The organism is Paenibacillus sp. MB22_1, from assembly GCF_047200555.1.
Taxonomy (GTDB): Bacteria; Bacillota; Bacilli; order Paenibacillales; family Paenibacillaceae; genus Fontibacillus; species Fontibacillus phoenicis.
Window position 1 is genome coordinate 1500395 of sequence record NZ_JBLADV010000001.1, and the last position, 24955, is coordinate 1525349.

A 24955-nucleotide genomic window follows, 5' to 3' on the forward strand; every position below is an offset into this window, starting at 1 on the left:
ACCATCGCAATATAGGATAAAATCAAACGCTTCTAAACGAATTCTAAAAAAAATAAAAAAGCCGGCCCAACGTCTATGGAAAGACATCAAGCCGGCCAAGAAGCCAGGATTTATATCGGTTTCAGGATGTTTCGTATGACCCGAGTGATAAAGGGGAAGATCACCGACAGATGCGTTTCTTCCTCGTAAAGGTAGAATTCCGAGTTCATGTCGGATCTGCTGTTCCTCAGGAGTTCGGATAAAGCCTTCGCATCTTGGATCATATGCGGCTTTTCCAAACTACCCACCCCTAAGAATATCGTTAAAGGTGATTTCTCTTCGGGTTTGGTAAGCTCTCGATCGGTTAACCAACGTTTCGCGACCGGGAGTAAATAATGATTTTTCCACCAAATCGATGGACTGCCCGCTGCATAAACCTGAAAAGCGTCAGGCTTCATAAACAGGGTGTATAACGCAAACCACCCTCCCAACGAATGGCCAAACAAGGTTTGGCGTTGCTGATTAATCGGCACCTCTCGTTCGATCGCGGGTTTCAACTCTTCTTCAATAAACTTCAGAAAATGCTCTGCCCCGCCGGTCTCCGGCCAAGGCGCATCAATCTTCCGCTCGGGGAGCTCATCAGCTGCCGCCTGGATCGTATAGTCATAGAAGCGGCGTTCCGTTGCAAACGGTTATTCCCCCTCATAGCCAATGCCAACCACGACGGTGGTCTCCAGCCGATGCGGCCCCCGCGAATGCATTCGCACCGCTTCCGTCATCGCCCCGAAGCACGCGTTGGCGTCCAGCATGTAAATCACCGGAAAGCCGCCTTCTGGCACCTCCGTATCCGGCTTCCACATCATGATCCGATAGTCGCGGCCGAAGCGGCTTGTCATCGTCCATTGTTCGGCACCGGGAATGCCAAACGGCTGCTTTTTGCCCACCTGATTCATCCGGTTGCTCCTCCTCCAGTTAGGCTTTTGCTCTTTTTGCCCGATACAGCAGCATTACGAAATAAGGAACCCCGATCACCGAAATCACAATCCCTACAGGTAATTCCGCCGGGGCAAATACGATGCGTCCCAGAAAATCACCCAGCAGCACCATCACCATGCCGATCCCGCCGCATACCGGAACAAGATAACGGTAGTGAAGACCAACCAAACGCCGGGCGATATGCGGAGCAATCAGGCCAACAAAGCCGATGCTGCCGGACACGGATACGCAGGCGCTGATAATCCCGACACAGCAGATCAACAGCCATTGCCTTTGCGTATTCACGCGAACGCCAAGTCCAACAACGCTGGTTTCATGAAGCTGCATGATGTCGAGTACGGCCGCCTTGCGCCAGATGACCGGAATGAGCACGAGCAGTCAAGGCAAAATCCCCAATACCTGTTCCCAATTGGCTCCATAAATGCTTCCCGACAACCAAACGGTGGCCATCTCAAAATCCTGCGGGTTCATTTTCAGCGAAATGTACATCGTTAACGCACCAAAGCCCGAGCCAAGCGCAATCCCCACCAGAATCAAACGCCCGGGATCGAGCGAACCGTGATGCCTAGCAAACATATATAACAGCCACACCGCGGCAAATCCGCCCAGCCAACCAAACATCGGCATCGATAAAAAGGACCAGATGCCCGTTCCCTTCACCGTCCCCTGGGTCAGGAACATAAACAGAACCACGGCTGAACCCGCAGCGGCATGAATGCCCAAAATTCCCGGATCGGCAAGTCCGTTACGTGTTATCCCCTGCAGAACCGCTCCGGCTACGCCTAACCCGCAGCCGACCAAGGCAGCGATCACGATGCGCGGCAGCCGGAAATCGAAGACAACCAGGTCATGATCCCACTGCGGATCGATGCGGAGCAGCGTCTTGACGATATCACGGACGGAGAGGTCAAAGGTGCCGTTCGTGAGGCTGATGTAAATGCAGGCTAGCGCCAGGATCAAGCAGCCGAGGAGCACCAGCCAAAACCGCGAAGCTTCGCTTCTTCTATTCACTTCGGCCCCCTCCTCTCGTCTTGATCAAGTACAGGAAGTAGGGCACGCCAAACAACGCGGTGACTACGCCGATCGGTACCTCGAACGGAGGGTTCAGGAATCGGCTGATCAGATCGCACCAGCCCAGAAACAACGCGCCAAGCAGCGCCGATAAAGGAACGATCCGCCGATAATCCGGCCCGACAAGAAACCGCGTAATATGCGGCAAAATTAACCCGACAAACGCAATCTTTCCAGCGATCGCCACGGAAATGCCGGTCATGATGACAACACTGAGCATCGTCAACGACTTGATCAGCTTCACGTTCATTCCCAGCTCGGCTGCGATTTCCTCCCCAAGCGACAGCGCCGTCATCGGCCGGGCCATAAATAACGCCAGGATGAGTCCGGCGGCCGCGAACGGGATCGCGAGCTGGATCATGTCCGGCGAAATGCCGTGCAGCCGGGCGTTGTACCAGAAGCTGATATTTTGTGACACTTGATAGTAGCTTGCCAAAGCTTGGGATAAACCGCCGAGAAATGTCCCCATCACCGTGCCAAGCACTGCCATCATCACGGGGGAGGAGCCGCCCGGCAGCAGCCGGGAGATCCCAAAGACCAGTACCCCGCCCAGAGCAGAGCCCGCCAGCGAATAGCCCACCATCGCCATATTGCTGGCGCCCGGCAAGAACGCCATACATAACGTAATGGCAAATACCGAGCCGTCGGATATCCCCATGATGGACGGCGATGCCAGCGGGTTGCGGGTCATCCCCTGCATCAGTGCACCGGAAGCGGCCAGCAGCCCTCCGATCAGCAACGCCCCAATTGCCCTTGGAATCCGCGAAGTACGGATGATCTGATGGTCGACGTTCCCTTCATCGAAGTGGACAAGCGCCTCCCAGGCGGTCTCATAGCGGATCGGCTTCGTGCCGTGCAGTACGGAGATGATCACAGTCACTACCATCAGCGCAAGCGCCAATCCGCTAAAGGTCCAAGTCTTCCATTTGAAGCTGCGCATGGTCTATTCGGAAAGACGTTCCAGCGCTGCTTTCAGGAACTCGATGCGGCTCCACGCCGGTCCGCCTTCCGACAACGGATCGATGACGTTTACGTATACCTTATCGTTTTTCACCGCGGCAACGTTTTTAACGATCGGGTTGCTCAGGAACTCATCCAATGCGGTTGCCGTTTCCTTGTTCTCGTCTGCAGCAAATTGAATAAACAATTGGTCCGGATTGATCGTCGCCAGCTGTTCGATCGTGATTTCCTCCTGGGCTTTCGCCGCACTCACCTCGGCTGGTACTTTCAGACCTAGATCTCCGTAGAGGATCGGATTGAAAAATACGCTTTCCGGATAAATGAACAGCTTCCCTGTCCGGATACGAATTGCCATCACGGTTTGATCGCCAAGTTTTTCTGTTAGCGTGGCTTTTGCCCCTTCGAGATCGCTCTTATATTGCTGGATCGCTTGTTCGGCAGCTTCCTGTTTCCCCGTCACTTCTGCCAGCAGACGCAAATTATCTTCCCAATCCACAGCCTGATGGGAGACTAAGATCGTCGGAGCGATTTTGACCAGCTGCTCCTGAACATCCTCCGGGAATTTCGTCGAACCGAGAATCAGATCCGGCTTCAGCTGCAAAATCGTTTCAAAGTTCGGCTGCGTTTTCTCCCCGATGGACTCCGCCCCGTCTGTAATCGCAGCAAACCGTTCCGGGAACGCGCCGCTGTAGGTGATCGCACCAACCGGATGTACATCCAGCACCAATGCGTCCTCCATCGCTTCCATCGCGCCGGTGATCACGATCCGCTCAACGTTCGCAGGAACCTCATAACTCTTGCCCAAATATTGAATCGTCCGCGTTCCTTGTGCAGCTTGGTCCGTCCCGCCGGCATTGGATCCGGCGGCAGCGTTCGCTTCCGTCGCGGTCGTTGGATTGGCTTCACTCGTACCGTTGGCCGAGCTCCCTTCTTTTTCTCCACCACAAGCCGTTAAGGCCAATGTCAGCAAAAGGACGGCGCCTGTTGCCCAAATCTGTTTTTTCATTTCTCTTTACCCCTTTCGTCTATTCGACAAATCAACGTTGATAATGATTATCATTATCGAGTATAAAAAAGAGGCCTAAAATAGGCCATGGACAAAATTCCGAACAATTATGGATTTTCTTCCGGAAACAGCTCGGTGAACTGATCCAGCATCCGAAGATGCGCGTGGGCGGAATACTCAAGCCAAGGATCAGACGACAACAGCTTGACCCGCCGCCGTTGAACGGCCCGGATCGCTTGCCAGCTAGGATTCACTTGCAGCCTCCCCCACGCCTCAAGCGTTTCACTGTCCTGTCGAATCATCATCAGGAGATAACCGGGATCGATGCGGCCCAGCTCCTCCAGAGTGATCGGACAGTTGTAACAAGGCGTGTCGCACACATAACCGGGGGCCAGTCCCAGGTCATCAAACAGAAGGCCGGCCATGCCGCGATTACAGTGGAGAAATAACCGATCCTCTTTCATACGAACAATGACCAGCGTTTCTTGGCGCAGTGATTGAGGCAGCCGCTCCTTGACCTGCTCCAGCCGAAATTCGTACGCTCTGAGCCATTGATTGGCTTGCCAGGACTCATTTATCTCCTCCGCCACCTGCATCAATAGCTCGCGCCATTCCGTCTGCGAAGCGGCTAGGATCTGAACCGGGGCCATTTGTTCTAACGCCCGCTGCTCCTCCTCCGAGATCGAGTCCACTGCCAGGATCAAATCGATCGGAGCCTGCCGCAGCCGTTCTAGGTTCTCGCGCCAATCTTCGTTGTAGCGGTATGCGCTGATGTGCAGCGGTATGTCGCTGCGGAATTCACGGTAATAATACTCTGTCCATTTAGGATGCATCGCTGCGGCATACGGCATGAATCCCAGCGGAGTAAGAAAACCAAGTACCGAGGGACTGTAAGCCGCCAGCTTGCGGCGTCGGCTCCTCATATAAACGGACGGCGATACGCCGATCTCCTGCTTAAACTTGCGGCTGAAGTAGAACTCGTCCGCATACCCGGTTTGATGGGCAATCTCGCGCAGCTTTGCAGAAGCGGTGGCCATCAGCTGTTTGGCTCGCTGCATTCTTTTCTCGGTGACATATTCGATGGGGCTCTTCCCGTATTTCTTCTTGTACATTTCGGCAAAATACTTCGGGCTCAACTCCGCCACCCGGGCCAGCTGCTCAATCGTAACCGGCTCGTTGTAGTGCTGATCGATGTACCGCTTCGCCGCCTCCAACGCTTCGCCTGCATGATAAGGCTTGGTGCGACTGTTCCGGTACAAATAATAAAGCATCTCCTGCAGGTCAATCTGACTGCGGAAATGCCCCATGGGCTCCCCGTGCTGCCAGGCACGGCAAGCGCTCTCGGCCATAACGGCCAATTTGCCGGGCGTATGGACCCGTAATTTTCCATGATACGGCAGCAAGGCATCCAGCTGGCCATCTTCTTTGCCTCCATCTTCTTCACCTACAGAATTCGAGTCGGCATAGGCGTCGAAATAGAACGCGATTAACTCGCCATCCTCGCTTAGATCGACGGTGCCGAAGGTTTGGCCGGGCACGCAAACGTAAGCGCTGCCGTTCTCCAGCTCGACTGTCTCTTGATCGACCATCAACCGGCCTTCCCCGCAGGCCGCCACGATTAACGCGAAGGACAATGCCAGCTGCTGGCGCATGGTCTTGTCTCCTGTTCCCGATACCGCCTCAACGGAACGAAGCCGGATCCATACTTGATCCAGCTTCCGCAGCTTCATTTCTTGGGGATCTAGATTCATTATCCTTCATCTTCCTTTATCAATATCCTGCTATCAGTATATTGATAATCGTTCTCAATCGTCAATCCCAGTTTGTACCGCCTTGGCGATTCGGTCGATTCGGTTCGTCCAGATCCAGCCGCTGTATCCTGCCGGCAGGCGCTTCACGTCTTCTAATGTATCGAAGCCGCTGGAGAAGTCGCTGCCGTCCCCGCCAACGATAACGACGCGGGTATTCGCTCGTTCCATACGACTCAGGAATTTATCCGGCCAGCCCCACAGCCAAGGCGCGATTTTCTCAGGGATGTGCAGCTCGGTGTTCCGGCAAACATCGGGGATGTATCCTGTCCAGCCGGAAGCTTCATACGAGAGCAGACATTGCTTTAACGTTGCCTTGGACATGACCCGCATATCCGGCAGCAGTTCCTTTAAGACCGCTATGGGCTGATCGCCGCCATAAACGGTTAACAAGTCCCGCTCCTCCTTCTTTAACGTAGAAAGGTAGGCCGCGAGCTGCTTCCCTTCCTCGGGGTCGTCACTTTTGATGTGCAATAGCAGCGCCTTGCCGGGAAAATGCTCCACCACCTCAGGCAACGACGGCATCAGCCCAACCCCTTTGCCGCGAAACGGATACGTTTTGCCTTGATCGGCGGTATATCCGTATCCGATATCCAACATTTTAAGCTCCGCCATCGTATAATCTTTCGTTGTGCCCTCCGCATTGGTACGGCAATCCAACGTCCAATCATGGAACACGGCAAACTGCCCGTCCTTGGTTGGCTTCAGATCCAGTTCCACCATATCCGCGCCCGCTGCAAACGCCGCTTCCATGGATGGCAAGGTGTTCTCCAGAAACTCGTGCTCCGGTTCATAGATCCGTTCGGCCGTGCACGTGTCGTTCTCGATCCCCTCCATCGGGAACGTTTGCGCTAGCCCGCGATGCGCCAGCAGCTTAGGTTCCCCGCCATGAGCTGCGGTCAAATGCGGCGTATTGTTCAAGTAAATAAAGGCAATAAGGACAAGCAATATCCAAAACGTTCTGCTTCTAAAAATCTTCCTGATCTTGCGCAAGCCGGTCCCCCCGATCCTTCCCCATCCTGTTCCTATTCTTTCTCTAAAATATATCCGCTTCCCCGGATCGCATTGATCTGGAATGTGTCGCGTCCATACTTTTTGCGAATCCGATAAATTAACGTCGTTAATTCATCGATCGTCACATCCGGCAGCCCGTCGGGGCCGGGATTGCGGTCGTACCACACCGTCTGCTTAATCTCACGGATCGTCACCAGACGGTTCGCGTGCTCATGGAGCAGCTGCAGCAGCAAATATTCCTTTTCCGACATCGAAATTTTGACGCCGTTCACAATGCATTCCCGTTTCTCCCAATGAATCGTAACCGGTCCTTCAGTCTCCTCTGGGTGCGTCGAGTCATTTACGGGCTCAAACTCCAGCGTTTGTTCTCCGGGCGAATAGGAGAAATGCAGTACGCTGGTGCCCCGCGCCAGCTTCAGGATATCGTTCGTTTCAAGTACATAAGGGGCATGCGGGATCATCCGCACCCCGTTCAGTTCCGTGCCATGACGGCTCCCCAGATCGTAGGCGACCGCACGGTCCCCTTCTTTCCGAATCATTAAATGCTTGCGGGATATAAAGATGTTCGTAAAGGCCATATCCGGAAAACTCTCGGAAGACGTCCGCCCGATTTCCGTCGTCTCTTGATCCAGGTAGATGCAAGTTCCAGGACGAAACGGGTCCCCGCGAAGAATATAAATACAGGCAAAGGTATCCATACCTAAGCTCCCTCCATTTTCTATACCATCATCATCTTATCTTAAGGGACGTCCCAAGAATATAGCAACCGCAGTGATATTATCCTCACAGCAAGCTGATATCAGATAGTGTAAAATCTCTGTGGGTGTAGGAATTGGAAAAAGCGGATATAGAAAAAGAGCTTCTCCCTTGGTAAAGTGATGTTTGACGCACAACACACCAAGAAGGAGGAAGCTCCTGTGAGCCACTTTACCACAATAATGCCGACGATGAAAGAGATTGAGCAATGGATTTTCCGGAAAATGCAGGAGGAATTCGCTCGTGCGATGAAGCAGGTACTGGAGGCGCTGGATCAGCAGATCCTGGAGGAACGGGACCGAGAGCGTTATCGAGTAAAGGACGAGCGTGAAACAAGCGTCAACACAGTGTTCGGGAATGTGCGCTTTAAGCGGAGATTGTACTGTGACCGTAGAAGCGGCAAACACGTGTATCTGCTGGATCAGCTGTTGCAATTCGAAGGGCGCGGGAAAGTCAGTCCGCATTTGGAAGAGACAGCAATCGCATTCGCAAGCCAAGGACCGTCGTACCGGGACAGCGCAAAGCGGCTGGAGCAGCTTTTGGGCTACAATGTGCTGAGCCACCAAGCGATCAGGGAAAAACTGATGGAGCGTGCGCAACAGCCGATGCCAGCGGTGAAACGGCGCGCTGCCCGCGTGCTGTTCGTGGAAGTGGATGGGCTGTACACGAAGCTGCAGCGGAGCAAAAAGCGCGGGATGGAGAACGCAATTGCAGTCGTACACGAAGGCTGGGAGAAGAACGGCAAGCGGGTACAGCTGAAGAACAAACAGCATTACCTGCATACGAGCGGCGGCGACTTCTGGGAAGGGTTCGGGGACTTTCTGGTGGAGCGTTACGAAATCGACGAGAACACGTGGCTTGTGGTGAACGGAGACGGCGCGGCGTGGATCGGGGAATGTACATCCTACTTTCACCAATGTCTGTACATGCTGGACCGCTTTCATGTGGCGCGTGATTTGAAACGCTTTGTCGGTCATTTGCCGCAGGTGTGGGAGACCGTGAGACGGTCTTTGGCCAAACAGGATGCAGCCGCGCTTATGGCGGTCCTGGAAGGCGTGTCGGAGCAAGAGATAGCGGAAGAGAACCGGAAGGATTGGAAGCCGTATAAAAGATTTCTAAAGCGGCATGAGAAGCATTTGGACGACTACCGAAAAACACTCCAGGCGAAGGGGATCGACACAAGCGGCATGCGCCCGATGGGAAGCGCGGAATCGCAGATGCGTATATTCGCCAAGCGGACGAAGCGTGGCGGGTACAGTTGGAGTGAGCGAGGCGTCAGGGCGATGCTGAGGACGATGATGAGGATTCAAGAAGCGGGCACGGTGGTAAGAACGGTTGAAGGACAAGCGAGTAAGCAGGCAACGCCGCAGCAGTCGATAAACATGCGGCAATTGCTCAAGAACGTGACGCAACCGGTCAAGGGTTGTATCGCTGGAATGATTCGCATGCTGCAAGGACCGAAGCAAAGCAGCACAACGGGTATGGCACTCAAAGCACTTCGCGGATAACGGCAAAAAATTCTGACAAATCACTTGTGTTTGATGAAAGAACGAAGCAAAGCGCTTACAAGGAAGAGGTTCCTTCGGGGTTCGCGTTCCAGGCATCTTAAATGACTGCCCACGCTAGCTTGACACTGACCTGATATCAACGCTCGTTTTTCAATGGTCGATTTTCTGTTATCATAGGGGGAGAACAAAAGGCGAACACCTGACGAACGGAATTTATACGAGAAAGGAATCCATGCATGAGTTTTCAGTTAACGGAGCGCGTCATTAAATTGTTATGCGGCCGAATCGCTTACGAGCGTGGAGAAGCGTATTACCGGACCGGGAAAGTGGCTTTTCTCCGGATGGACCACGGCTCCCGTGTCTATGAAGCCGCAGTGTCCGGGACCGGCCACTATCATGTGTCGCTGCAGATCGATGAACACGGCGACGTGCATGCGGAATGCAACTGTCCTGCCTTCTACTCCTATAACAACTATTGCAAGCATATCGCCGCCGTCTTGCTGGGTGTTCATGATATGCTGCAGGGCGGTAAGGCGCCGGTTCGTCCGTTTCCGTCTCTGTTGCGGCAGCAGGATGACATTCTAAATTCGGTGGACGACGATCGCAATGGATCCTATAGCCTGGTCCAGCGTAGACAATCACAATCTGGAGACATCCCTTCCCGCGATATCTGGATCGCACGCGATATGATGCGCTTGTTTGAAGAGAACACCCCGCCGCCGCTGCGAACCGGACTGAGGTTCGATCAACGGATGCCGCTGGAGGTGGAATTTACGCTCCATCCGGTGCTGTACGGCTATCGCAAGTACCTGTTCGGACTGGAGCTGAAGATTGGCGAGAAGCGCCTGTATATCGTCAAGAACATTCGGGATTTTCTCGATAAAATCTCACGCGGCGAGCCGTACAGCTTCACCAAACATTTCAACTATGACCCGGAACGTTACTCCTTTCGGTCGGAGGATGAAGCGATCTTACAGGAGCTGGCGGAGATCCGGCGCAATGAGCAGATGTTTCACGAGAGCCTGGGAGGATACTCATTGAAATCAAACGGAATTTCCGATCGGCTGTTGCCGGTGCCGCCCGTCTTTTGGGATGGGCTGCTGCCGCTGCTCTCCCAAGCGCCGCTCGTGCAACTGGAGCAGGATAGCCGCATTTGGCCAGGGCTTGAAGTGACGGACGGGCCGCTGCCGTTAAGCTTCAATCTCGGTCAAGCCGGGGACGAGAGCTATCAGTTTTCCGCCCAGGGCCTGGATGACGTTCTTGTGATGGACGCCTATGGCATCATTTTGTCGGAAGGTAAGCTGATCCGTCTCTCCCCCGCGCAAACTCGCCGGCTCGCTGAATTAAAACATATGATGATCACCGCGCGGAAGCAGCATATCCTGATCTCTCCTGAACAGATCGAGCCCTTCGTTGAGCGGGTACTGCCCGGGTTGACGAAGTTCGGAACCATCCATGTCGAGGAGAAGGTCGCTAGCCGCATGGTACGGACCCAACTGAAAGCCCGGCTGTACCTCGATCGGGTCAAGGACCGGCTTCTGGCGGGCTTGGAATTCCAATACGGAGATATCATATTTAACCCCTTGGATGAACATGGACCCAAGCGGGGAACTGATTTGATATTGCTGCGCGATACCGAGAAGGAGCGGCAGATTTTGAATCTGATGGAATCCGGCTACATGATCCGGACAGAAAGCGCTTATTTCCTCGATGACGAAGAGGCAGAATACGAATTCCTGTATCATGTCGTCCCAGAGCTTGAGAAGCTCGTGGACATCTATGCCACCTCAGCGGTCAAAACCCGGCTGATCACCGACCTTAGGCCGCCGAAAATTTCCGTGGAGCTGGACGAGCGTACAGATTGGCTGGAGTTTCGCTTCAGCATGAACGGGATCGGCGAATCGGAAATCCGCGGCTTGCTTCAAGCGTTGGAGGAGAAACGCAAGTACTTCCGGCTGCCAAACGGAGCGTTGATGCCGCTCGAAAGCGAGGAGTTCCAGGAAATCGTCAACTTCCTGAACGAATTTGGCTTGCGCCAAAGCGATATCCGTGGACCGGAATTCCGTTTGCCGGTCATTCGCGGATTGCATATCCAGGAAGACCGTGGACAAGGTCCGGTGAAGCTGGGCAAGGCGTACCGCGAGCTGCTACATAACCTGCAGCATCCCGGCAATCTGGACTTTCCGGTACCGCCGCAGCTATCCGACGTGCTTCGCGACTACCAGGTTTACGGTTATCAGTGGCTCAAGACGCTGGCCTACTATCGCTTCGGCGGCATTCTTGCCGATGATATGGGGCTTGGAAAGACGCTGCAAAGCATCGCTTTTCTCATATCGGTGCTGCCGGAGATTGCCGAGTCTGGACAGCCTGCGCTGATCGTCTGCCCCGCTTCCCTGGTGTACAACTGGCGTAACGAACTGACGAAATTCGCACCTAATCTCAAAGCCGTCATTGCGGATGGAAGTAAAGCCGAACGGGTACGGACGCTGCGCGAGGCGTCGCAAGCGGACGTGGTCATCACCTCCTATCCACTGCTGCGCCGCGATATTGAGCAGTTCGCTGAACTGTCGTTCCATACACTCATTTTGGACGAGGCTCAAAGCTTCAAAAATCACGCCAGCCAAACGGCCCAAGCCGTGAAAATCCTGCAAGCCAAGTACCGTTTCGCCTTAACTGGCACCCCGGTGGAGAACTCGCTGGAAGAGTTATGGTCGATCTTCAGCGCCGTATTCCCGGAGTTATTCCCTAGCCGCCAGGCGTTTAACGATCTATCCCGGGAGACGGTGGCCAAACGCATCCGCCCTTTCGTCCTGCGCCGTCTGAAAACCGACGTGTTGAAGGAGCTTCCGGAAAAAATCGAGTCCCTGCAACCCTCGGAGCTGCTTCCGGAACAGAAGAAGCTGTACCTTGCCTACCTGGCCAAGCTGCAGCAGGAAACGCTCAAACATTTGGATGCGGATACCTTCGGGCAGAACCGCATCCGCATACTGGCCGGGTTAACCCGGCTGCGCCAGCTTTGCTGCCATCCGGCCTTGTTCGTTGACGGCTATGACGGCGGTTCGGCCAAATTTGACCAGCTGATGGAAATGATCGAGGAATGCCAAAGTGCCAGCAAACGCGTGCTGATCTTCTCCCAATTTACGGAGATGCTCGGATTGATTGGCCGGGAGCTGGGCTACCGGGGGCTGCCTTTCTTTTATCTCGACGGGAAAACGCCGGCCGCCGAACGGGTAGAGCTGTGCTCCCGCTTTAACGACGGGGAACGCGATTTGTTCCTCATCTCGCTGAAGGCCGGAGGCACTGGCCTGAACCTAACGGGGGCAGATACTGTCATTCTCTATGATTTATGGTGGAATCCCGCGGTCGAGCAGCAGGCGGCGGACCGGGCTTATCGAATCGGGCAGAAGAATATCGTTCATGTCATTCGCATGGTTGCACAAGGCACTGTGGAAGACAAAATGTACGAGCTGCAGCAGAAGAAAAAACATCTCGTCGAAGAGGTGCTTAAGCCCGGACAAGAAGCCATATCTGCGCTTACCGAGCAAGAAATTCGCGAAATCTTGATGATCTAACCTGCAACTAAAAAAGGGATCGGAGGCGCCGAATCACTTCGGCATTTCCGGTCCCCTTCTTCATCTCATTGACCCGTGACTTCAAACTCGTAAAGTGAATACCCGTAAGGCGTCCCCCGCTCGATGCCATACATGCGGACATATCTCGCTGGCTGCGGTGAGAGCGGGATTTCGTCGAGTCCACCATCGCCGCTTGAGTTCGAATACACCTCTTGCCAATGCTCTGGCGACCCGTTGTCCGTGGAGATCTCGATCTTGTAGCGCTTGGCGTATGCGGCCTCCCACCGCAGCTTGACGCCGGTGATTTGATGTACGGAACCCAGATCAACGTAAATCCATTCCGGGTCGGTACCTTCGCGGCTGGCCCATCGCGTCATCTGGTTGCCATCCACAGCTTTGTCCGGTTCAAACCCAACGCCTTCAATCGTGCTGGATACCGCTGTTTTATTCAGAGCTAGATTAGGCGCTTCCGGTACGGTTGCACCGCCGGGCTTCCACCAATTCCCCGATAGGAACAGCAAGTTCAGCAAATTGTAGCTGTCGCTGAAGTAGTCCTCTTTCTTATTCTTCATCCAGTCCCAGCCCGCATTCACCCATGCTTGATTACTGGAATTTGCTGTCCCCGCCGAGATGAATGGGGCGACAAATACCGCGGTGGCATAATTTCCGATCGCCGTACCGTCCAGCTTGTAGCCGTTTTTGATATTCGCGGGTGAACCGCCGGTTTTGTTCTTCATCCAGTTCACCATTTGATCGGCCAGCGCTTTCGCTCTTGTATCGCCGTATAACGCATAATCCATCACAATACGCAGCGGCACGCGGCTTGCATTATAGTAATATTGATTAGTCTCTTTGAACTCTTCCAGATACCACTCTGGCGCAGGTCTTGGCGGGTTGCCCACCACGAAGTCGGAGATCAGTCCGGTATTTGGTGAATACATTGTGGTAAACTGTTGATACACATCGTACAGATTATCAATGACATGAATCCAAGTCTCATCCCCCGTGACCTCGCAAAAAGCGCGCAAATGGCTGAGCATCCAGTCCGAAGGGCGTGTATTCAGCGCATCTTTACCGTCCCAATCGCCCAGATTGAGCCGATAGCCAGTCGTAACGTAGCTGGCTTTGATGCCGTCGGTAATCATTTTTTTCGCTTCCTGCAGGTAATTGATTTCCCCGCCCGAACCCCACTGGTTATGAGCTAAAATCAACGAATATGCGATATCCAAATCACCGTCGGTTGCCGAGCCAAAGTGCCCCTGAGCTGCTTTGCTGTCCGCCACAACCCAGCCCATCAAATTCGGGTTGCCGCTGCTCTTATACGCGCGTGCCGTTTTGAACAACCCGTCATAGATCGTCTTGGCGTTCGGATCATATCCGGCCATCAGCACCGTGATGATCATGCCGTAGCCTTGGCCTTCGGAAGAACCCAGCGCGGTAAATCCGTCGGGATCCCCCGTGATATTTCCCTTCACATAATAACCGCCCGGCAACGAGGTCAAATTATTCCTAAGGTAGGTCGCTTTCCAATAATCGTAATATGCCGCCACGGCCTGATTCATCGCCGCTTGGGTGACATGGCTTGGCTTGATTACTCCCGGATAGCTGACCTGCTGCGGGAACGGCTTCAGTTCGCCAGCGGCAGCAACGGGAGCGGCCGGTGCGATGGCCCCAAACGAGGTGGCTATGAATAAACACAGCAAAACTAGACAAACCTTATGAAGCTTCATCATCATTCCTCCTCAAAGCGAAAGTAGAAAACCTGTCTTTCGTTAAGCGATCTCGGAATTGCACCTAATGAAACGCAAGGATGTCCTAATTCCTATTTTATTCCAGCTCTCTCTAAATATAAACTAAATTCTACGGGTCTGAAACATGAAAACACGGGGATCGGGATACCCTATGGAAGGTAATGACTACTACCGAGAGAATGACTTAAGGAGGATCAGTATGGAACATCAGAATCAACAAGCCCGCGATGAGGCCAAACTGCGCAACAAATTAAATGAACAAGGGGATTCGTTGGCCGAGAAAAAGAAGATTGAGAATGGAGTCGACATCGAGCCGGAGGCCGATGAATGGGTGGCCAAACCGGTGCCGTTCACTGATACGGATTCCACGAAATAACCTTCCTCTTTCGTTGATCCATCCGCAGGGCTCCTTATGGGGCCGCTGCGGATATTTTATTGTCCATCAGCGTTCCCAGGCTACAGGATAATGAACCTTAAGCGCGAATATCATGATACAGAGGTTGATTTGAAATCCGGGAGCGTGAATAGATGGAAGCGTTCGCAAAAGATTTATTGAAGGATAAGGTCATCCTGATCACCGGTGGCGGTACGGGGTTAGGACGGGCCATGGCCAGTCGGTTTTTGCAGCTCGGCGCTAAGGTCGCCATCTGCGGTCGACGTGAAGACGTATTGGAAAAAGCTGCTGAAGAACTATCCTCCGCTGACGGCAGTGAGGTATTCCCGCAGCGCTGTGATGTTCGCGATCCCGGGCAAGTCCATAACTGCGTAGATGCCGTTTGGCGTCATTTCGGACGGATCGATGTGCTTGTCAACAACGCTGCCGGCAATTTTATCAGCCCGACAGAACGTCTGTCTCCCAATGCCGTCAATGCGGTGCTGGGCATCGTGCTGCACGGTACATTTTACATGACATTAGAGGTAGGAAAACATTGGATTGAACAGCGGTTGCCCGGAACGATGCTGAACATTGTCACGACCTACGCTTCGACCGGATCGGGATACGTCGTTCCCTCCGCCGCGGCCAAGGCTGGCGTTCTCGCTCTGACCCGCTCATTAGCCGTCGAGTGGGCACCTCACGGGATCCGTCAGGTGGCGATCGCTCCCGGGCCGTTTCCAACGGAAGGTGCCTGGTCCCGCCTCTCCCCTACACCGGAGCTGGAGGCAAAAATGCTGGGACGCGTGCCACTCGGGAGAACCGGCCGCCCCGAAGAGCTGGCGGACTTAGCCGCCTTCCTCGTCTCGGATGCCGCCGGCTATATCAACGGTGAGGTGGTCACGATTGACGGCGGTGAATGGCTGCGCGGGGCCGGACAATTTAACGATCTTGCCGAGGTGACGGAAGAACAGTGGGATCGCTTGTCCGAGTTAACGCGCAAAGGGAAATAGCCGCTGCCTTAGTTCGTACTGCTTGCTTTCGCCTCAGAGGCGGAACCCGCAGCGCGATCTGCCGGATAATTCTTCGTGGAAAACCGCTTATTCACCAAAAAATGCGACGCAACGTAAACGACCAGGAACAACCCCATGACCCCGGCTGAATAACGGTACATCACCGCATAATCCGTGGCAGATGCGATAGCCCCTAGAATGATTGCACCAATGGCGACGCCAAAATCCGTAGTATTAAAAAACATGCTGTTCGCTACTCCATATTGCTCCGGTGTGCTGGTTCGCAGCATCCAAGCCTGCAGCGTGGGCTGGGTCGCCCCGAAGCCAAGTCCGTACAGCAGCGCCGAAACAATCAGCATCGGCAACGACTGGGTGAACGACAAGACAACCATGCTCGCGACAACAAGCAGCGCAGCCGGGATCAAGACGGCCACATGGCCCTTCGCATCAAAGATCCTGCCGGAGATCGGACGAATGATGACCACCGTGGCCGCATTAAACAAGAAAAATAACCCCACTTGTTCCAAGTGGATAAATTCGCCGAAGAGAGCGATAAAGCTTAACAGACCGCTGTAGGTGATCGATAATAACATATTTAGAAATGCTGGCAACAAAAATTTACGGTTAAACGACGTACGACGTTCCAGGGCCGGGGCGCTGGCTCTCGGCGTCGTTTTCTTCTCGCTTGCTTTCATCTCTTGATTATGGTTTCTTGGCAATGCTCGGGTAATTAGCAACAACGGGATCACCACCAGAACAGCCAATGCCCCCGTCAAGGTCAATGTGCCAAAACCGTACTTCTGCAGCATATTTAAACCGATCATTGGGCCGATCGACATCGCCAAGCTGCTGGACAACCCATAATACCCAATGCCTTCCCCCATTCGAGTTGGCGGAATGATCCGTGATGCCAACGTTGGCAAAATGGTGCTGCCAATCCCAAAACCAACACCGTACCCGGCCCGTAACAGCATCAATCCTTCAACCGAACCCGCCCAATGATTGAATTCAGTCATAAGTGCTGCGATGATTAAGCCAGTGAACAGCAGAACGTTAGGTGAAAACTTCCGCAGCATCGCTGCTGTGAGGAAACGAGCCAAGATCGCGGATACCGCAAAAACGCTGGTCACGAGACTGACCTCTAAATCACTGGCGGCAAGGTCATTTTTGGCATAAGATGAAAGTGAAGACAACAACATTTGCAAATTCAAAAATAACAAAAAAGCAGAGATCGTTAATGATATAAACGATCTCGTCCATAATCGGTCTGATTCCTTGTGTAAATTCATTTCTTCGCCTCTAATCTACTTAGTTGTCAACCTTTGTTTTGCGATTCTTCACCAAGCTGAAGATGGATGCGCTGGAGCAGCTCCACGAGCTTCTCGTATTCCTCCGCATCCATGAGCTGCTTCACCTCTTCATTTACGCCCCGTTCAATCGGCAACGTTTCGCAGATCAGTTCTCTTCCCCGCTCGGTTGCAAATACGACAAACGATCTTCGATCCCGCTCCCCCGCTTGCTTGCGAACGAGTCCTTTGCTTTCCAGCAAGTCGATAATTCGAGTAATCGTTGGCTTGTCCTTTCCGGTTCGATCCGCAATCTCTTTCTGGATCAAGCCATCCGAATTATAGATCTTATGAAGTACGGACCATTGCTCAGTAGTAATGTCATAATCCTTCAATCGATGCTGCAGTAATGCTGTGATTTTGCGGTAAGCCATCCCCATGATATATCCGATGGCCAGCTCGTGCTGAGAGTGGTCCCTTCTCACCATATGTCACACCTTGCTTTAATAGTTGTCTTGACAATTATATGCCAACGAACTAATTCAGGTCAATCATCTGTCTATTTTCAGGGCGGGTAGGTGATCATCTTTCCCTTTTCCAGTGCGGACGAATACATTACCATAAAAAACATCTCGAAGGGGAACCGCGATCATGAAAACTGCTCGTCACCCGCGTCATATCACAAGCAAGCTGAAAAAAAATGAAGCGTTGATGAAAAGCAAGACGCTGCGGAGCTATCTCCCTGAAACCCGCCGATTTACTAAAGAGAATTTGCATAGTATGCTGCTGAGATACCATATGGTCTACGTTAAGCCAGTGAACGGCACATGGGGAAAAGGCGTCATGCGGGTTGAATATAAACCTTACTCCAGACACGGGATCTACCAACACCAGCTTGACAAGAAGGTGTGGACCCATCATTCAGTGGATGAACTCTATCACTCGATTCGAAAACATAAGCTGAAAGGTCGTTATCTCGTTCAGCAAGGCATTGAGCTGCTCAAATATGATCAGCGGCGCTTCGACCTGCGTGTCATGGTGCAACGTACCCCGCAGAAGGTTTGGAAGACAACCGGCATAATTGGCAGACTGGCCCACCCGAAGAAGATTGTCACCAACTATCATAATGATGGGAAGCTTATGCCGGTAGAGAAGCTGCTTTCCCCCTATTTGAAGGGATCGCGGCTCAAGTCTTATACCAATATACTGGAGGGCTTTGGGGAGGACATTGCCAATCACTTAAAGAAGAGCTTCCCCGGGCTGCGCGAAATCGGTGTCGATGTGGCGCTTGACCAGAAGATGCGGCCTTGGATTCTTGAAGTGAACACTTCGCCGGATCCGTTCATCTTCCGGAAACTGAAGGATAAGAGTATCTTCCGCACCATCATGAAATATGCTCGTGCTTATGGCAAATACAAGCGGAAATAAAAAAAAAGCGGACGAAGGCCATGCCACAGGGCATCCTATCGTCCGTTTTTGGTAGGATAAGGTTTATGAACCAAACTGCCGATAGATTCCCATCAGCTTCTTGGCCGTTTGCTTCCATCCGAACTTCTCTACAGCGTCCTTCCGCGCTTGTCTGGACATTCGAACGGTCAGCTCCCGATCCCGTGCCAGCTTCAGAATCCACTTCGCATGCTCTTCAGAGTTGCGGTAGGCATCGACGAGGTAACCATTCGAACCGTGTTTGACGATCTCCCCAATCCCGCCAATATTGGATGCGACGACGGGAAGACCCGATGCCATCGCTTCCACATTCACCAGACCAAACGCTTCATGCTCCTGTGACGGACACGCAAACAGATCGGCCTGCTGGAACTTGCGATGAATGGAACGATGCGGAACTTTGCCGGTAAATGTGACAGGCACTCCCTTCGCCCTGGCTAAACGCTTGAGTTCTCTTAAATATCCGGGTTTACCGCCGCCAACTACGGTTAAGCTAACCGGCCCATATTCCTTGCGCACACGGCTGATCGCCCGGATCAGAACCGGAACCCCTTTGCGTGGAATGACCCGCCCCGCGAACAAGACGCGGAATGTTCCAGAGTGCCCTGCTCCGCTTGCCGGGCTAAACCGAGCGGTGTCTACACCAAGATGCACCTTGCGCAGTTTCCCCGCATGCCGTGGGAAGCGCGCGGCTAAATTCGCTTTCAGCGAATCGCTGTTGGCAATAATCAGGTCGGCTCGGCTCAGACTTTCGTTCACTTTGGTGGTGGGTTTCACAAACGTCAGCGAATGCAGGAACAACGTGACGGGAGTATGGGGAAACGCCGCCTTGATTTTGGCCATATAATGCGGACGATTATCGACTTGAATCAGGTCATACCGTCTCCCTTTCAAGTAATGCAAAACGGAGGCAATATACTTACTGGAGCTTCCGCTGCTCACCCGGACGATCGTTAAGTTCCCCATCCGGCTGACGCGGGGCAAGTTTCGGGCCTTTCTGCTGATCAGCGTAACGCGATGATTCACGGCCAATTGCTTGGCGATGGCCAGCATGCTGATCTCCACGGAGCCGTTCCCGGGAACCGGGATCTGCTCGGGCGCCACCATCAAAATATTCATAGGCTCCTCCTAACACATATGTCCTTGCGTTTATTCACCATATGCGTTAGGAGGACTTCCTGCGCAGGTATCCACCTAAACGTCAGGTCACGCGGAACGTTCCTGTTCCAAATGCGCAGATTTCACCTTGATCCAGCCGTGCATACGCCATCGTGGTCACCGATTTACGCGATATGTGAACCAGTTCAGCAGTCACAGTGATCGATCCCTTCACGGCTTTGGTGACGTAATTTAAGTTTAAGTTCGTTGTCACCACACTGGCTTCCGGTTTGGCAATCATCGCCAGCAGTCCCATCGCCGAATCGATCAACGTCGCATGAACCCCCCCGTGGACGATGCCGATCAAGTTCAAATGATGCGGCTGAATCTGAAGGCGCATCACAACCCGCTGCTCATTCGCTTCAACCACTTCACAGCCGAGATAATCCACAAACGAGCCAATCGCCGCTTGATTCCACAACGCTAAACGTTGCTGCAGCTCTTCTGAATCCGCTTTCATTTCAGATAACCTCCGTTCATCCCGTTCGCTGCCAAAAAGCCCTGATTCTGCCTCGGATTTAAGCACACCAACGGTTACTTCTCTTTCGTTTGAGCCGGATTCTGACGCTCCGCTTCTTCTTCCACGAGCTTGCGGCGCAGCACTTTACCGGCCAATGTTTTCGGGAGACTATCCCGAAATTCGTAAACCTTCGGCACCTTATAAGCAGCGAGCTTCTCCTTGCACCAGCGTTTGATGCCCTCCTCGTCCGGTACTGCCCCTTCTTTCAGAACGATATAAGCTTTGACCGTCTCGCCGCGATATCGGTCGAAGATACCGGCCACAATTGCCTCTTCCACGTCCGGATGCTCGAACAACACCTCTTCGACCTCCCGCGGATAAATGTTATATCCTCCGGCAATGATCAAATCTTTGCGCCGATCTAAAATGTAGAAGAATCCGTCTTCATCCATCCGCCCCAAATCTCCGGTGAGCAGCCACCCGTCACGCAGCGTCTTGTACGTTTCTTCCGGGCGGTTCCAGTATCCCCGCATCACTTGAGGGCCCCGTACGGCCAGCTCGCCGACTTCACCAACCGGCACCTCCTCCAGCGTATCGGGCTGCACGATCATCGCATCGGTATCAGGAAATGGGATGCCGATTGATCCGGTTTTCCGCATCCCCCAGATGTTATTGGCATGCGTGACCGGGGAGGCTTCGGTTAATCCATAGCCCTCGATCAGCTTGCCGCCGGTGATTTCCTCAAACCGGGTTTGGACCTCAAGCGGCAACGGAGCCGCACCGCTGACGCAGACATTAATCGAAGATAAATCGTACCCCGCTACGTCCTTGTGATTAATAATCGCAACGTACATCGTTGGCGCGCCGGGAAATACGGTCGGTTTCTTGAGATGGATCGTCTGCAGCACCTGATTAATTTCAAAACGAGGCATCAGCAGCAGAGTCCCACCTAAAGAAACCGATTGATTTAACAGCACCGTCATGCCAAACACATGGAAAAAAGGGAGCGCCGCCAAATACTTCTCCTTCGCCGGCCTAGCACGGTAAAACCAGAGCTGGTTTTGAATCGTATTGGCCACCAGATTCATGTGCGTCAGCATGACCCCTTTGGCAAAGCCCGTGGTCCCGCCGGTGTATTGCAATAACGCTAAATCCTGTTCAGAATCCACTTCCACATGGCAGGGCTCAGAGCTGCCGCTGACAAGAAAGGCCGGAAAGGCGATTAAGCGATCATTATAGTTTAAATGAGCCAGCATGCCGTCTTTTTTGGCTTTGATCGGATACAGCATGTTTTTGGGGAAAGGCAAATAGTCCTTAATCGATGTTGCGATGATATATTCCATCGGATGCAGCTTTGTCGCTGTCCTTACCCGCTCCACGAGCGGGTCTAACGTCACCATCACGCGTGCGCCCGCATCGGTGAGCTGATGCTCCAGCTCCCTGGGCATATAAAGCGGATTCGTCATGACGGCGATTCCGCCCATGAGCAGTGTCCCGTAATAGGCGATCACCGCCTGCGGGCAATTCGGCAGCATAATAGCCACCCGGTCCCCCTTGCGAATGCCCAGCTTTCGCAGGGCATTCGCAAATTGGTACGACTGTTTCAGCAGAGTACGGTAATTGATCTTTTTTCCCATGAACTCCAGAGCTGTCACTTCGGGGAAACGAGCAGCGGAAACTTCTAAAAAGTGGGCGAGATTTTGCTTCGGATAATCATAGGTCGGTGGTACTTCAGCAGGGTAGAACTTCAGCCAAGGTTTACTCGACATACGCCTTGCCTCCCAACCTCGCAATTTTACAAAACGTATTTCTCCGCCCGGATCACCTCGGCGGCGATTTGCCGTTTTAATGACAGCGTATTCAGGGCTGACCGCTTTGTCAATTTTTTCAGGATGGAGAGTTGCGTGCGCAGCATATCCCCTGTCTCCATATAACTTAGCGTTTCCTTCGCCAAAGCTTCGATCTTGCCAAATTCCTCTTGAATGAACACCTTCGTCATAGCGATATAGAGTGCTGCCTTGTCTTCACCAGCTTGCGCAATGCGCTTCTTCGTGCGGAGCAACGCGCTTTCCATGGCATAGATGGCGATCATCATATCCGCCAAATGACTGAGCACTTCCTGCTCCCGCTCCAGCTTGAGCTGATATTTTTGCACCGCTTGGGCACCCACCATCAGGAAAATCTTCTTGGCCATGGACAGCAGGTAGGCCTCCTCCTCCAACGTGCCTTCGAAGGTGCGGCTTGGGATCGGCTCCATCAGCTCCGCTTGCAGCTTTTGCGCCGCCTGCAGCAGGGGGAGCTCGCCCTTCATCGCCCGTTTAACCAGCGCGCCGGGAATCAGAAGACGATTAATTTCATTGGTGCCTTCAAAAATCCGGTTGATCCGCGAGTCGCGATAAATCCGCTCAATTCGATATTCCTGTGTAAACCCGTAGCCGCCATGGATTTGCACGCCTTCGTCCGCAACGAAATCCAGCACCTCCGAGCCAAACACTTTGTTGATGGAGCATTCCAGTTGGTATTCGGCGATTTGCTTCGCCGATTGGTAGCCCACGTCCGCGCTGCTGTAATCGACATCGGCTAATCCGACGTCAAACAGGCCGGCTGTACGATAGACCATACTTTCCAGCACGAACGTACGCGTATTCATCTCCGCCAGCTTTTTGCCGCTGAGCGGGAAGGACGAGATCTTTTGCCCGAATTGGGTACGTTCATTGGCGTATTTTGCCGCATATTCGATTGCATCCTTGGAGGAACCAAGACATCCTGCCGCCAATTTGAAGCGTCCGATATTCAGGATGTTGAAGGCGATCAAGTGGCCTTTGCCCACTTCCCACAGCAGATTTTCGACCGGCACTTTCACGTCTTCAAGGATCAGAGGGCAGGTGGAGGAGCCTTTGATGCCCATCTTCTTCTCCTCCGGTCCGATGCTCACCCCTTCCATGCTCCGTTCAACGATAAACGTGCTGAAATCGGTGCCGTTCACCTTGGCGTACACAATGAAAATATCCGCAAAGCCGGCGTTCGTAATAAATTGTTTCGTCCCGTTTAACACATAATGCGTCCCATCCTCCGACAACACCGCGGTCGTCTTGGCCCCCAGCGCATCGGAGCCCGAGGAAGGTTCGGTCAAGCAATACGCCGCGAGTAGTTCCCCTGTCGCCAGCTTCGGCAAGTATTTGCGCTTCTGGGCATCGGTTCCGAAAAACACGATGGGCAGCGTCCCGATGCCGACATGAGCTCCGGCTGAGAGGGCAAATGAGGAAGCTTTCGTCAGCTTTTCGCTGATTAACGTTGTGCTGACTTTGTCTAGCCCCATGCCGCCGTAAGCCTCCGGCACGTCAGCGCCGAGCAGCCCTACTTCGCCCGCTTTGCGCAGCAAATCGGCGGTCAGCTCATAGTTCAAATGCTCGATCTCTTCGTCCCGCGGTAGGATTTCCGATCGGACGAATTCCTCCGTCGTCTCGCCGATCATGCGATGCTCCTCGCTGAAATCCTCCGGGGTCACAACCTGACGGTAATCTACATCGGTAATGACAAAGCTTCCGCCTACGATTTTTTCCTTCGTTTCGTTGCTCATGCGATCCTCTCCTTCATTCAAATGGATTCAAGGGTGAACTTCAAAAACGCCGGCCGCGCCCATACCGCCGCCAATACACATCGACACGACACCGTACCTGCCGCCCCGTCGGTGCAGTTCGTGAATCAGGGAGATCGACAGCTTCGTCCCGGTGCAGCCCAGCGGATGTCCGAGGGCAATCGCGCCGCCATTGACGTTCACTTTGTTCTCATCCAGACCCAACTGGCGAATCACGTGTATGCATTGAGAGGCGAATGCTTCGTTGATCTCAAACAGATCCACATCGTCCAGCGTGATCCCTGCAGCCGCCAGCGCCTTCGGAATCGCCTTGACCGGACCTACGCCCATCAACTCCGGCTCCACGCCGGCCACCGCAAACGCGCGGAACGTTGCCAGCGGTTGAAGCCCTAACGCATCGGCCTTCTCCCGGCTCATGACAACGACCGCTGCCGCCCCATCGTTCATCGGCGAGGAGTTCCCTGCGGTCACGGTTCCCCCTTGCTTAAAGCTGGGTTTCAGCTTCGCTAAAGCTTCAAGGGTCGTATCGCTGCGGACACTTTCGTCAGTGTCAAACACAAAGCGCTTCACTTTGACCTTCCCGCGCTCATCCAAGCTGCGCAGCTCCGCCTCAAACGGGACGATCTCCTCCTTGAACTTGCCTTCGGCGATGGCTTGAGCGGCTTTCTGATGCGATGCCAAAGCGAACCGGTCCTGATCTTCCCGGGAGATGCCAAAACGTTCGGCAACGCGTTCCGCCGTATGGCCCATCGCGATGTAGACCTCCGGCATTTCAGCGACGATCCGCGGGTTCGGCGACACCTTGAACCCGGTCATTGGCACATGGCCCATGCTTTCCACGCCGCCGGCGATCAACACATCGGCCTGACCCAGCATGATCCGCTCCGCCGCAAAGGCAATCGCCTGCAAACCCGAAGAACAGAAGCGATTGATGGTAATGGCAGGCACCGTCACCGGAAACCCGGCGTAGAGCGCCATGATGCGTGCAAAGTTAAGCCCCTGCTCCCCCTCCGGCATGGCGCAGCCAATGATGATGTCCTCAACATCCCCTTTGCTCAGACCGGGTGCACGCTCAATCGCGGCTTCCAGCACGATTTTGCCTAAATCATCGGCGCGGGTTTGGACCAGACTGCCTTTCTTGGCTCTGCCCACTGCGGTTCGGGCCGCGGATACAATCACAGCTTCCTTCATCTGAACTCA

At 53.5% G+C, this 24955-nt stretch carries 20 protein-coding genes and 2 pseudogenes; 5 read left to right on the plus strand and 17 right to left on the minus strand.

The window, feature by feature from the left end:
* Positions 1 to 110: 110 nt before the first annotated feature.
* The 8 genes and pseudogenes from ACL02P_RS06965 to ACL02P_RS07000 form a co-directional block, all read right to left on the minus strand.
* Positions 111 to 635, minus strand: a complete 525-nt coding sequence (locus ACL02P_RS06965; RefSeq protein WP_412837326.1) for an alpha/beta hydrolase — start codon at positions 633 to 635, stop codon at positions 111 to 113.
* Between the two features lie 36 nt (positions 636 to 671).
* Positions 672 to 932, minus strand: a complete 261-nt coding sequence (locus ACL02P_RS06970) for a hypothetical protein (RefSeq protein ID WP_412837011.1) — start codon at positions 930 to 932, stop codon at positions 672 to 674.
* 19 nt (positions 933 to 951) lie between these two features.
* Positions 952 to 1986: pseudogene (locus tag ACL02P_RS06975) on the minus strand (FecCD family ABC transporter permease).
* Positions 1979 to 2986: a FecCD family ABC transporter permease gene (locus tag ACL02P_RS06980; protein ID WP_009223221.1), complete on the minus strand. Its 1008-nt coding sequence runs from the start codon at positions 2984 to 2986 to the stop codon at positions 1979 to 1981. The pseudogene ACL02P_RS06975 and the gene ACL02P_RS06980 overlap by 8 nt, the downstream one beginning before the upstream one ends.
* A gap of 3 nt (positions 2987 to 2989) precedes the next feature.
* Positions 2990 to 4012 (minus strand): ABC transporter substrate-binding protein, encoded by a 1023-nt coding sequence (locus tag ACL02P_RS06985; RefSeq protein WP_412837012.1) that lies wholly within the window; start codon positions 4010 to 4012, stop codon positions 2990 to 2992.
* Positions 4013 to 4119: 107 nt separating this feature from the next.
* Positions 4120 to 5763 carry a helix-turn-helix domain-containing protein gene (locus ACL02P_RS06990; protein WP_260069957.1) on the minus strand — a complete coding sequence of 548 codons (1644 nt, stop codon included), beginning with the start codon at positions 5761 to 5763 and terminating at the stop codon, positions 4120 to 4122.
* A 54-nt stretch (positions 5764 to 5817) separates the two neighbouring features.
* On the minus strand, positions 5818 to 6813 hold the full coding sequence (locus ACL02P_RS06995) for a glycerophosphodiester phosphodiesterase family protein (RefSeq protein WP_260069956.1): 996 nt from the start codon (positions 6811 to 6813) through the stop codon (positions 5818 to 5820).
* Positions 6814 to 6845: 32 nt separating this feature from the next.
* Positions 6846 to 7532 carry an FHA domain-containing protein gene (locus ACL02P_RS07000; protein ID WP_009223217.1) on the minus strand — a complete coding sequence of 229 codons (687 nt, stop codon included), beginning with the start codon at positions 7530 to 7532 and terminating at the stop codon, positions 6846 to 6848.
* A gap of 219 nt (positions 7533 to 7751) precedes the next feature.
* Between ACL02P_RS07000 and ACL02P_RS07005 the strand changes: the two genes are divergently transcribed.
* Positions 7752 to 9098 carry an ISLre2-like element ISTco1 family transposase gene (locus ACL02P_RS07005; RefSeq protein WP_412837013.1) on the plus strand — a complete coding sequence of 449 codons (1347 nt, stop codon included), beginning with the start codon at positions 7752 to 7754 and terminating at the stop codon, positions 9096 to 9098.
* A 236-nt stretch (positions 9099 to 9334) separates the two neighbouring features.
* On the plus strand, positions 9335 to 12670 hold the full coding sequence (locus ACL02P_RS07010) for an SNF2 helicase associated domain-containing protein (protein ID WP_412837014.1): 3336 nt from the start codon (positions 9335 to 9337) through the stop codon (positions 12668 to 12670).
* A 65-nt stretch (positions 12671 to 12735) separates the two neighbouring features.
* Here the strand turns inward: ACL02P_RS07010 and ACL02P_RS07015 are convergent, their stop codons facing one another.
* Positions 12736 to 13122: a discoidin domain-containing protein gene (locus tag ACL02P_RS07015; RefSeq protein ID WP_397376579.1), complete on the minus strand. Its 387-nt coding sequence runs from the start codon at positions 13120 to 13122 to the stop codon at positions 12736 to 12738.
* Between the two features lie 36 nt (positions 13123 to 13158).
* Positions 13159 to 14406 (minus strand): annotated as a pseudogene (locus tag ACL02P_RS07020) (glycosyl hydrolase family 8); the annotation flags it as partial.
* 214 nt (positions 14407 to 14620) lie between these two features.
* Between ACL02P_RS07020 and ACL02P_RS07025 the strand changes: the two are divergent.
* Together ACL02P_RS07025 and ACL02P_RS07030 are read left to right on the plus strand one after the other, a co-directional pair.
* On the plus strand, positions 14621 to 14797 hold the full coding sequence (locus ACL02P_RS07025) for a hypothetical protein (protein WP_198136138.1): 177 nt from the start codon (positions 14621 to 14623) through the stop codon (positions 14795 to 14797).
* Positions 14798 to 14949: 152 nt separating this feature from the next.
* The gene (locus tag ACL02P_RS07030; RefSeq protein WP_412837015.1) at positions 14950 to 15807 is read left to right on the plus strand and encodes an SDR family oxidoreductase; all 858 of its coding nucleotides are present in this window, start codon (positions 14950 to 14952) and stop codon (positions 15805 to 15807) included.
* 8 nt (positions 15808 to 15815) lie between these two features.
* Here ACL02P_RS07030 and ACL02P_RS07035 read toward each other — a convergent pair whose 3' ends face one another.
* Both ACL02P_RS07035 and ACL02P_RS07040 read right to left on the minus strand, forming a co-directional pair.
* Positions 15816 to 17096 carry an MFS transporter gene (locus tag ACL02P_RS07035; protein ID WP_412837016.1) on the minus strand — a complete coding sequence of 427 codons (1281 nt, stop codon included), beginning with the start codon at positions 17094 to 17096 and terminating at the stop codon, positions 15816 to 15818.
* Between the two features lie 26 nt (positions 17097 to 17122).
* The gene (locus ACL02P_RS07040) at positions 17123 to 17581 is read right to left on the minus strand and encodes a MarR family winged helix-turn-helix transcriptional regulator (protein WP_028538840.1); all 459 of its coding nucleotides are present in this window, start codon (positions 17579 to 17581) and stop codon (positions 17123 to 17125) included.
* A gap of 163 nt (positions 17582 to 17744) precedes the next feature.
* Here ACL02P_RS07040 and ACL02P_RS07045 point away from each other — a divergent pair, with 163 nt between their 5' ends.
* Positions 17745 to 18521 carry a YheC/YheD family protein gene (locus ACL02P_RS07045; protein WP_412837017.1) on the plus strand — a complete coding sequence of 259 codons (777 nt, stop codon included), beginning with the start codon at positions 17745 to 17747 and terminating at the stop codon, positions 18519 to 18521.
* A 63-nt stretch (positions 18522 to 18584) separates the two neighbouring features.
* Here ACL02P_RS07045 and ACL02P_RS07050 read toward each other — a convergent pair whose 3' ends face one another.
* The 5 genes from ACL02P_RS07050 to ACL02P_RS07070 all read right to left on the minus strand — a co-directional run bounded on the left by ACL02P_RS07050 (position 18585) and on the right by ACL02P_RS07070 (position 24946).
* Entirely contained in the window at positions 18585 to 19658 is a 1074-nt protein-coding gene (locus ACL02P_RS07050) for a glycosyltransferase family 4 protein (protein WP_412837018.1), read from the minus strand.
* 82 nt (positions 19659 to 19740) lie between these two features.
* On the minus strand, positions 19741 to 20157 hold the full coding sequence (locus tag ACL02P_RS07055) for a PaaI family thioesterase (protein WP_085279025.1): 417 nt from the start codon (positions 20155 to 20157) through the stop codon (positions 19741 to 19743).
* A 74-nt stretch (positions 20158 to 20231) separates the two neighbouring features.
* Positions 20232 to 21926, minus strand: a complete 1695-nt coding sequence (locus ACL02P_RS07060; protein WP_412837019.1) for a long-chain-fatty-acid--CoA ligase — start codon at positions 21924 to 21926, stop codon at positions 20232 to 20234.
* A 26-nt stretch (positions 21927 to 21952) separates the two neighbouring features.
* On the minus strand, positions 21953 to 23737 hold the full coding sequence (locus ACL02P_RS07065) for an acyl-CoA dehydrogenase family protein (protein WP_412837020.1): 1785 nt from the start codon (positions 23735 to 23737) through the stop codon (positions 21953 to 21955).
* 27 nt (positions 23738 to 23764) lie between these two features.
* Positions 23765 to 24946, minus strand: coding sequence for an acetyl-CoA C-acyltransferase (locus ACL02P_RS07070; RefSeq protein ID WP_412837021.1), 1182 nt, complete (start codon positions 24944 to 24946; stop codon positions 23765 to 23767).
* Positions 24947 to 24955 lie beyond the last annotated feature (9 nt).

What these genes read in the sequence shown, in the direction of transcription:
- ACL02P_RS06970 (WP_412837011.1), bottom strand. Translation starts at nt 932, where the DNA reads ATGAATCAGGTGGGCAAAAAGCAGCCGTTTGGCATTCCCGGTGCCGAA.
- ACL02P_RS06980 (WP_009223221.1), bottom strand. Translation starts at nt 2,986, where the DNA reads ATGCGCAGCTTCAAATGGAAGACTTGGACCTTTAGCGGATTGGCGCTT.
- ACL02P_RS06985 (WP_412837012.1), bottom strand. Translation starts at nt 4,012, where the DNA reads ATGAAAAAACAGATTTGGGCAACAGGCGCCGTCCTTTTGCTGACATTG.
- ACL02P_RS06990 (WP_260069957.1), bottom strand. Translation starts at nt 5,763, where the DNA reads ATGAATCTAGATCCCCAAGAAATGAAGCTGCGGAAGCTGGATCAAGTA.
- ACL02P_RS07000 (WP_009223217.1), bottom strand. Translation starts at nt 7,532, where the DNA reads ATGGATACCTTTGCCTGTATTTATATTCTTCGCGGGGACCCGTTTCGT.
- ACL02P_RS07010 (WP_412837014.1), top strand. Translation starts at nt 9,335, where the DNA reads ATGAGTTTTCAGTTAACGGAGCGCGTCATTAAATTGTTATGCGGCCGA.
- ACL02P_RS07025 (WP_198136138.1), top strand. Translation starts at nt 14,621, where the DNA reads ATGGAACATCAGAATCAACAAGCCCGCGATGAGGCCAAACTGCGCAAC.
- ACL02P_RS07030 (WP_412837015.1), top strand. Translation starts at nt 14,950, where the DNA reads ATGGAAGCGTTCGCAAAAGATTTATTGAAGGATAAGGTCATCCTGATC.
- ACL02P_RS07035 (WP_412837016.1), bottom strand. Translation starts at nt 17,096, where the DNA reads ATGAATTTACACAAGGAATCAGACCGATTATGGACGAGATCGTTTATA.
- ACL02P_RS07040 (WP_028538840.1), bottom strand. Translation starts at nt 17,581, where the DNA reads ATGGTGAGAAGGGACCACTCTCAGCACGAGCTGGCCATCGGATATATC.
- ACL02P_RS07045 (WP_412837017.1), top strand. Translation starts at nt 17,745, where the DNA reads ATGAAAACTGCTCGTCACCCGCGTCATATCACAAGCAAGCTGAAAAAA.
- ACL02P_RS07050 (WP_412837018.1), bottom strand. Translation starts at nt 19,658, where the DNA reads ATGAATATTTTGATGGTGGCGCCCGAGCAGATCCCGGTTCCCGGGAAC.
- ACL02P_RS07055 (WP_085279025.1), bottom strand. Translation starts at nt 20,157, where the DNA reads ATGAAAGCGGATTCAGAAGAGCTGCAGCAACGTTTAGCGTTGTGGAAT.
- ACL02P_RS07060 (WP_412837019.1), bottom strand. Translation starts at nt 21,926, where the DNA reads ATGTCGAGTAAACCTTGGCTGAAGTTCTACCCTGCTGAAGTACCACCG.
- ACL02P_RS07065 (WP_412837020.1), bottom strand. Translation starts at nt 23,737, where the DNA reads ATGAGCAACGAAACGAAGGAAAAAATCGTAGGCGGAAGCTTTGTCATT.
- ACL02P_RS07070 (WP_412837021.1), bottom strand. Translation starts at nt 24,946, where the DNA reads ATGAAGGAAGCTGTGATTGTATCCGCGGCCCGAACCGCAGTGGGCAGA.